This window comes from Bacteroides sp. 1001302B_160321_D4, assembly GCF_015667765.1.
Taxonomy (GTDB): Bacteria; Bacteroidota; Bacteroidia; order Bacteroidales; family Bacteroidaceae; genus Bacteroides; species Bacteroides xylanisolvens.
In genome coordinates, this window is the sequence record NZ_JADPLO010000038.1 from 54,539 (window position 1) to 60,620 (window position 6,082).

5 protein-coding genes are annotated in these 6,082 nt (G+C 44.8%); all 5 read left to right on the plus strand.

Translation table 11 applies throughout. From position 1 onward, the window contains the following. Positions 1–54 precede the first annotated feature (54 nt). The 5 genes from KFO40_RS15265 to KFO40_RS15285 all read left to right on the plus strand — a co-directional run bounded on the left by KFO40_RS15265 (position 55) and on the right by KFO40_RS15285 (position 6,016). The gene (locus tag KFO40_RS15265; protein WP_151923056.1) at positions 55–1,599 is read left to right on the plus strand and encodes an alpha-N-arabinofuranosidase; all 1,545 of its coding nucleotides are present in this window, start codon (positions 55–57) and stop codon (positions 1,597–1,599) included. A 142-nt stretch (positions 1,600–1,741) separates the two neighbouring features. Further along, positions 1,742–3,751: a transketolase family protein gene (locus tag KFO40_RS15270; protein WP_211146538.1), complete on the plus strand. Its 2,010-nt coding sequence runs from the start codon at positions 1,742–1,744 to the stop codon at positions 3,749–3,751. Beyond that, positions 3,751–4,185, plus strand: coding sequence for a ribose 5-phosphate isomerase B (gene rpiB, locus KFO40_RS15275; protein ID WP_004297448.1), 435 nt, complete (start codon positions 3,751–3,753; stop codon positions 4,183–4,185). The genes KFO40_RS15270 and rpiB overlap by 1 nt, the downstream gene beginning before the upstream one ends. 150 nt (positions 4,186–4,335) lie before the next feature. Continuing rightward, the gene (locus KFO40_RS15280) at positions 4,336–5,346 is read left to right on the plus strand and encodes a uroporphyrinogen decarboxylase family protein (protein ID WP_087322564.1); all 1,011 of its coding nucleotides are present in this window, start codon (positions 4,336–4,338) and stop codon (positions 5,344–5,346) included. Further along, the gene (locus KFO40_RS15285; RefSeq protein ID WP_195580764.1) at positions 5,339–6,016 is read left to right on the plus strand and encodes a vitamin B12 dependent-methionine synthase activation domain-containing protein; all 678 of its coding nucleotides are present in this window, start codon (positions 5,339–5,341) and stop codon (positions 6,014–6,016) included. Before KFO40_RS15280 ends, KFO40_RS15285 begins: the two co-directional genes overlap by 8 nt. The last annotated feature ends 66 nt before the right edge of the window (positions 6,017–6,082 follow it).

Consider the following 6,082-nt stretch of genomic DNA (forward strand, 5'->3'; position numbering starts at 1 on the left):
TGTGATAATCTGCGTAATCTGTGGTAAAAAATAATCATTAAACAAATACCATTTATGAAAGCAAAACTATTAGTCAGCACGGCTTTTCTGGCAGCATCTGTATCTCTTTCTGCACAAAAGAGTGCTACCATAACCGTACATGCCGACCAAGGCAAAGAAATCATACCGAAGGAAATTTACGGCCAGTTTGCCGAACACCTGGGTTCATGTATCTACGGCGGTCTTTGGGTAGGCGAAAACTCGGATATTCCTAATATCAAGGGATATCGCACAGACGTATTCAATGCACTGAAAGACTTGTCTGTTCCCGTTCTTCGCTGGCCGGGCGGATGCTTTGCCGATGAATACCACTGGATGGACGGCATTGGTCCGAAAGAGAACCGTCCGAAGATGGTGAACAACAACTGGGGCGGTACCATTGAAGATAACAGTTTCGGAACGCACGAGTTTTTGAATCTTTGCGAAATGCTGGGTTGCGAACCATACGTGAGTGGAAATGTAGGTAGCGGCACAGTGGAAGAGCTTGCCAAATGGGTGGAATATATGACTTCTGACGGAGACTCGCCTATGGCCAACCTTCGCCGTAAGAATGGTCGCGACAAAGCATGGAAATTGAAATATCTCGGCGTAGGAAATGAAAGCTGGGGATGCGGTGGAAGTATGCGTCCGGAATATTACGCAGACTTATATCGTCGTTATTCTACTTATTGCCGCAATTATGACGGCAACCGTCTGTTCAAGATTGCCAGTGGCGCAAGTGACTATGATTACAAATGGACAGATGTATTGATGAATCGTGTAGGGCACCGGATGGACGGTCTTTCTCTACACTATTATACCGTAACCGGATGGAGTGGCAGCAAAGGATCAGCCACTCAATTCAACAAGGATGATTATTACTGGACGATGGGCAAATGTCTGGAAGTGGAAGATGTACTCAAGAAACATTGTACCATCATGGACAAATATGACAAGGACAAGAAAATCGCTCTCTTACTGGACGAATGGGGAACCTGGTGGGATGAAGAACCGGGAACCATCAAAGGACATCTGTATCAGCAGAACACATTGCGTGATGCTTTCGTGGCTTCTTTAAGTCTTGATGTATTCCACAAATATACAGACCGCCTGAAGATGGCAAATATCGCACAGATTGTCAATGTACTTCAATCGATGATTCTGACGAAAGACAAAGAAATGGTGTTGACGCCTACTTATTATGTCTTCAAGATGTATAAAGTACACCAGGATGCCACTTATCTTCCTATCGACCTGACTTGCGAAAAGATAAATGTACGTGATAACCGCACTGTACCGATGGTGAGCGCCACAGCTTCCAAAAATAAAGATGGGGTGATCCATATTTCCCTTTCCAATGTAGATGCTGATGAAGCGCAGGAAATCACCATCAATCTGGGTGATACGAAAGCCAAGAAAGCTATCGGAGAGATTCTGACCGCTTCCAAACTGACCGATTACAATTCTTTTGAAAAACCTAATATTGTAAAACCGGCACCTTTCAAAGAGGTAAAAATCAATAAAGGTACAATGAAGGTAAAACTTCCTGCTAAGTCCATTGTTACTTTAGAGTTACAGTAATTTTAGAGCAATTACTTATTGTATCATAAACAAGAAGACCGTAAAATTGTCGATAAAAAAGATAGCTCTTTTGGATTGTTAAATCCACATAAAGAGTTATCTTTGCGAACAATCTGACAGAAATCAATTAAATTTTAATGATATGAACGATAACAAACTTATGAATCGTGCAGCGGATAACATCCGTATTCTTGCTGCTTCAATGGTTGAGAAAGCCAATTCCGGTCACCCGGGTGGCGCCATGGGTGGTGCTGATTTTGTAAATGTACTCTTCTCTGAGTTTCTAGTATACGATCCTGAAAATCCCCGTTGGGAAGGACGTGACCGCTTCTTCCTCGACCCGGGCCACATGTCTCCGATGCTTTATTCTACGTTGGCATTGACAGGAAAATTCACGCTGGACGAGCTGAAAGAATTCCGTCAATGGGGAAGCCCTACTCCGGGACACCCTGAAGTGGATATCATGCGTAGCATCGAAAATACTTCCGGTCCGCTGGGACAGGGACACACTTTTGCAGTAGGTGCTGCTATCGCTGCCAAATTCTTGAAAGCCCGTTTCGACGAGGTGATGAATCAGACCATTTACGCTTACATCTCTGACGGTGGTATTCAGGAAGAAATCTCTCAAGGTTCCGGACGTATTGCCGGTGCACTGGGACTGGACAACCTGATTATGTTCTATGACTCCAACGATATTCAGCTTTCTACAGAAACGAAAGACGTAACCGTTGAAGATACTGCCATGAAATATGAAGCATGGGGATGGAACGTACTTAATATCAACGGTAATGATCCTGACGAAATCCGTGCGGCAATCAAAGAAGCACAGGCTGAAAAAGAACGTCCGACACTAATTATCGGTAAAACCGTAATGGGTAAAGGTGCACGCAAGGCAGACGGCAGCAGCTATGAAGCTAACTGCGCTACACACGGTGCTCCTCTCGGTGGCGACGCATACGTAAATACAATCAAGAATCTGGGTGGTGATCCTACTAACCCGTTCGTTATATTCCCGGAAGTAGCCGAATTGTATGCAAAAAGAGCAGAAGAACTGAAAAAGATCGTTGCTGAAAAGTATGCAAAGAAAGCTGCATGGGCGAAAGCAAACCCGGAACTGGCTGCAAAACTGGAACTCTTCTTCTCGGGCAAAGCTCCGAAAGTGGACTGGGCTGCTATCGAACAGAAAGCAGGTAGCGCTACTCGTGCTGCATCTGCAACCGTATTGGGCGCACTTGCTACACAGGTAGAAAACATGATCGTTGCTTCGGCCGACCTTTCTAACTCTGACAAGACTGACGGTTTCCTGAAAAAGACTCATTCTTTCAAGAAAGGTGATTTCAGCGGAGCATTCTTCCAGGCAGGTGTATCTGAATTGTCAATGGCTTGTATCTGTATCGGTATGTCTCTCCACGGTGGTGTGATCGCTGCTTGCGGTACATTCTTCGTATTCTCCGATTACATGAAACCTGCCGTACGTATGGCTGCTTTGATGGAACAACCGGTGAAATTCATCTGGACACACGACGCATTCCGCGTAGGTGAAGACGGTCCTACTCACGAACCGGTAGAACAGGAAGCTCAAATCCGCCTGATGGAAAAACTGAAAAACCATAAGGGACACAACTCTATGTTGGTACTTCGTCCGGCTGATGCAGAAGAGACAACCATTGCTTGGAAACTTGCTATGGAAAATATGTCTACTCCGACAGGATTGATTTTCTCTCGTCAGAATATTGCCAATTTACCGGCAGGAACAGATTACGAACAGGCAGCCAAGGGTGCTTATATCGTAGCAGGTTCCGACGAAAATCCGGATGTTATCCTGGTAGCTTCAGGTTCTGAAGTAGCTACATTGGTAGCCGGCACAGAGTTGCTTCGCAAAGATGGCGTGAAGGTACGCATTGTATCTGCTCCGTCTGAAGGTCTGTTCCGCAACCAACCGAAAGAATATCAGGAAGCTATTCTTCCGGCAGATGCGAAGATTTTCGGTATGACTGCCGGTCTGCCTGTCACTCTTCAAGGTCTGGTAGGTTGCCACGGTAAAGTTTGGGGATTGGAATCTTTTGGTTTCTCTGCTCCTTACACAGTGTTGGATGAGAAACTTGGATTTACTGCCGAGAACGTATATAACCAAGTAAAAGCAATGCTCTAATGAAAACAATCGGATTAGCATGCGACCATGCCGGTTTTGAACTGAAAGAATATGTTCGCGGCTGGCTGGAAGCAAAAGGCTGGGCTTACAAGGATTTCGGAACTAACTCTACCGCAAGCGTAGACTATCCGGATTATGCTCATCCGCTGGCTCTTGCAGTGGAATCGGGAGAATGTTATCCCGGTATCGCTATCTGTGGCAGTGGAAACGGAATTAATATGACGCTGAACAAGCACCAAGGGGTTCGTGCCGCTCTCTGCTGGAATGCAGAGATCGCACACCTGGCTCGTCAGCACAATGACGCTAATGTACTGGTTATGCCGGGACGCTTCATCAGCACTGAAGAAGCGGACATGATTTTGACAGAGTTCTTCTCTACCAAATTTGACGGCGGACGCCATCAGAACCGTATTGATAAGATTCCGGTAAAATAAAGCTCGAAGATAAATCAAATAGGTGTAAAGCTGTTCTTCTTTTTGAAGGACAGCTTTATTTTTATACCGGTATAAGATTTTATCATATACGAGATTACAAAAGAAGGGCAACTTCGTCTTTATTACAAGACGATATTAAAAACTGAAATTATGGGTAAACTGAATATGAAAGAATGGATCAGCCAAACGATCCAACGTAAGGAAACGATTGCAATTCCGATCATGACACATCCGGGTATCGAATTTATTGGGAAAACGGTGCATGATGCGGTAACAAACGGACAGGTTCATTATGAGGCTATCAAAGCTCTTTGTGACAAGTATCCGGCTGCGGCAGCAACCGTTATCATGGATCTGACGGTAGAAGCGGAAGCTTTCGGGGCAGAGATTATCTTTCCGGAAAATGAGGTGCCCAGTGTGTCCGGCCGTTTGCTGGCGGATGAAGCTGCTATTGAAAAGCTGGAAGTTCCGGCGTTGAATAAAGGAAGAATTCCGGAATATCTTAAAGCAAATATGCTGACAGCCAGAAATGTAACAGACCGTCCGGTTTTTGCCGGTTGCATCGGTCCTTATTCGCTGGCCGGACGTTTGTATGATATGTCGGAAATCATGATGCTGATTTATATTAATCCCGATGCAGCCAATACATTATTAAGAAAATGCAGTGACTTCATCACCCGCTATTGCATGGCATTGAAAGCAACCGGTGTGAACGGTGTAGTCATGGCTGAACCTGCTGCAGGACTGTTATCCTACGAAGATTGCCTGCAATATTCTTCTTTATTTGTGAAAGAAATAATAGAGAAGGTACAGGATGATCACTTTGCCGTAGTGCTTCATAATTGCGGAAACACAGGGAATTGCACACAAGCGATGGTTTATACCGGTGCAGCCGCTTATCATTTCGGGAATAAAATCAAAATGGAGGAAGCGTTGAAAGAGGTTCCGACCGATGCACTGGCAATGGGAAATCTGGACCCGGTGAGCCTTTTCAAAATGGCAGGTCCGGAGACTATGAAGGAAGCGACTTTGCAACTATTGGAGGCTACCCGTGCATATCCGAATTTCGTATTGTCAAGTGGTTGTGATATTCCGCCACATACGTCTTCTGTTAATATAGATGCATTTTATACTGCATTGGAAGAGTTCAATAATGGTTGAACAGGAACTTACTTACCAGAAACTGCAAATCCCATCGTCCGATATCTACGAGGCGATGGGATATAAAGATTCTATGCCGGATGGAATGGTTATAGAAGAAATAAATACGTTACTTGACCGTATCACTCCCCTTCTTCGTCCTCGTTTCTTCTTTTTCCTCACTGACGGACTGCTTGACACTGAAAAAGCAACACTGACTGTAAAAGATACGGTTTTCTCAATCGGTAAAACCATTGCCCGCCAACTACGGGGTTCGGAAGCCTTTGCCTTTTTTACCGCCACTGCGGGAGTTGAATTTGAGGAGTTTCAACATCTGCTTCAGCAAGAGGACGACATGGTGAAAGTATATATAGCAGACTCATTGGGGAGCATCATTGCAGAAAAGGCTGCTGATTGCATGGAAAAGGAGTTGGCTGCATTTATCGAAAAGAGAGGTTGGAAGCACACTAATAGGTACAGCCCCGGTTATTGCGGATGGCACGTATCGGAACAACAAAAACTATTCTCCTTATTTCCGGTCGCTTCGCCCTGTGGTATTCAGTTGACAGATTCCAGCCTAATGATTCCCATCAAATCTGTAAGTGGTATTATTGGAGTGGGTTCTCATGTCCGTAAGCTGGAATATACTTGCGGGCTGTGTACGTATGAGAATTGTTTTCGCAGAAAATAGTTTCACCACAGAGAACGCAGAGGACACAGAGATTATTATCTAATAATAAAAGACTCTGTGTCCTCT